The 2,117-nt window shown below is 64.3% G+C and carries 3 protein-coding genes; 2 read left to right on the plus strand and 1 reads right to left on the minus strand.

Annotated elements, in window-relative coordinates:
* Both B4A72_RS05515 and putP read left to right on the plus strand, forming a co-directional pair.
* The coding region (locus tag B4A72_RS05515) for a hypothetical protein (RefSeq protein WP_292978204.1) at positions 1-194 on the plus strand (194 nt) is incomplete at its 5' end.
* The gene (putP, locus tag B4A72_RS05520) at positions 167-1,636 is read left to right on the plus strand and encodes a sodium/proline symporter PutP (RefSeq protein WP_292978205.1); all 1,470 of its coding nucleotides are present in this window, start codon (positions 167-169) and stop codon (positions 1,634-1,636) included. The genes B4A72_RS05515 and putP, both read left to right, overlap by 28 nt.
* A gap of 55 nt (positions 1,637-1,691) precedes the next feature.
* Here the strand turns inward: putP and B4A72_RS05525 are convergent.
* A partial coding sequence (locus tag B4A72_RS05525) for a 4Fe-4S dicluster-binding protein (protein WP_292978206.1) occupies positions 1,692-2,117 on the minus strand: 426 nt, incomplete at its 5' end.

The following is a 2,117-nucleotide window of genomic DNA, read 5'->3' on the forward strand; positions in this document are numbered from 1 at the left end:
GCTGCTGGATTATCTGGAAGAAAAATTCGGTCGTATCTACGGGCTTTGACGGGCGCCATCCCGTCCGCGCGGAAATGGGGCCGCCACGCCTGGCGGTTGCGTCCGGCCGCGTGATCTGTCAGGCCCTGTTCCATCACGGTGTTTTTACCAAAGAAGGGGCGAAGCCATGGCAACCGGAGTCTGGATCAGCCTGATCCTCTATTTTCTGCTGATGCTGGCCATCGGCGTCTACGCTTGGCGGAAATCGACCTCCAGCTCCGAGGAATACATGCTGGGCGGACGCAACCTGCCACCGGCGGTCGCGGCGCTGTCTGCCGGCGCCTCGGACATGAGTGGATGGCTGCTGCTGGGCCTGCCCGGCGCGCTTTATGCCGCCGGGCTTGTCGAATCCTGGATCGGGATCGGGCTTTTCGTCGGCGCGCTGGTCAACTGGATCGTGGTGGCGCCGCGACTGCGCGAACAGACCGAACGCTACGACAATTCGCTGACCATTCCCGGATTTCTCGCCAACCGCTTCCCGACGCAAGCCCTGACGCTTCGCGTCATCTCGGCCGTGGTGATCGTGGTGTTCTTCGCCGTCTATACCGCATCGGGCCTGGTCGGCGGCGGCAAGCTGTTCCAATCGGCCTTCGGCGGCAATTATCAGGCGGGCGTGTGGCTGACGCTGGGGGTCGTGCTGGCCTATACGGTGATCGGCGGCTTCCTTGCCGTCAGCCTGACCGATTTCGTCCAGGGCTGCATCATGATGCTGGCGCTGATCATCATGCCGCTGGTGGTGCTGATGGGCCCTGGCGGCGGCGGCTTCGATCAGGCGCGCGAGACCCTGGCGGGGGTCGATCCCGAATTTCTTTCGCTGACCCGGGGGCTGACCGTGGTGGGCTTTCTGTCGGCGGTGACCTGGGGGCTGGGCTATTTCGGCCAGCCCCACATCATCGTCCGCTTCATGGCGGTGCGCAGCGTCCGCGAGGTGCCGACGGCCCGCAATATCGGAATGGGCTGGATGGCGATTTCGCTGCTGGGTGCGGTCGGTCTGGGCATTTTCGGTCGCGCCTATGTGGTGCGCAACGGCCTGACCGTCGAAGACCCCGAGACGATCTTCATTCTGCTGGCCGATCTGCTGTTCCATCCGCTGGTTACGGGCTTTCTGTTCGCCGCCCTGCTGGCCGCGATCATGAGCACCGTCAGCAGCCAGCTTCTGGTCTCGTCCAGTTCGCTGACGGAAGATTTCTACCGGCTGTTCTTCGATCGCGACGCGGACGAGAAGATGCTGGTCATGGTCGGTCGCATCGCGGTGCTGGCGGTCGGCATTGTCGCGGCCTTCATCGCCCGCGATCCGAATTCAAGCGTGCTGTCGCTGGTTTCGAATGCCTGGGCCGGGTTCGGCGCCGCCTTCGGACCGCTGATCATCCTGTCGCTGACATGGTCGCGCATGACCGGACTGGGCGCGGTGGCCGGGCTGGTCGTGGGCGCGGTGACGGTCATGATCTGGATATGGGCGGGCCTCAATTCCAGCTTCCTCGGCGGACCGGGCGTCTACGAGATCATTCCGGGTTTCCTGCTGGCGGGACTTGCCATTATCGGCGTCAGCCTGATGACCGAGGCCAGGGGCGAATTCCGGCCCTTGACCGGAGGCTGAGCGCGCGATCGCGCCGCCGCCGGTGCGATTCCTGTCCCAGGCGGACGGCCGGGTGCTACTCGGCCGCCTTCGCCATCGGATTGTTCGGATGCGTCGTCCAGTTGGCATAGTCGGCGCGCCGGATGCCCGTGCGCCTGTCCAGCTCGCCCGGCTCCAGTTCGCGCATGGTGATGCAATCCTCGACCGGGCAGACATCGACGCAGAGGTTGCAGGCGACGCATTCTTCCTCGATCACCTCGAAGATGCGACCGGGCTTCATCGCGATGGCCTGGTGGCTGGTATCCTCGCAGGCGGCATAGCAGCGCCCGCATTTGATGCAGGCGTCCTGGTCGATCACCGCCTTGGTGACATAGTTCAGGTTCAGGTAGCGCCAGTCGGTGACATTGGGGACCGCCCGTCCGATCAGGTCCGGCAGGCCCATTTCGTGGCTGTCCAGATAATCGCGCAGCCCGCTGATCATGTCCTGCACCACCTTGAAGCC

Origin of the sequence: Paracoccus sp. UBA5162 (genome assembly GCF_002413585.1) — a bacterium.
Lineage (GTDB): Bacteria > Pseudomonadota > Alphaproteobacteria > Rhodobacterales > Rhodobacteraceae > Paracoccus.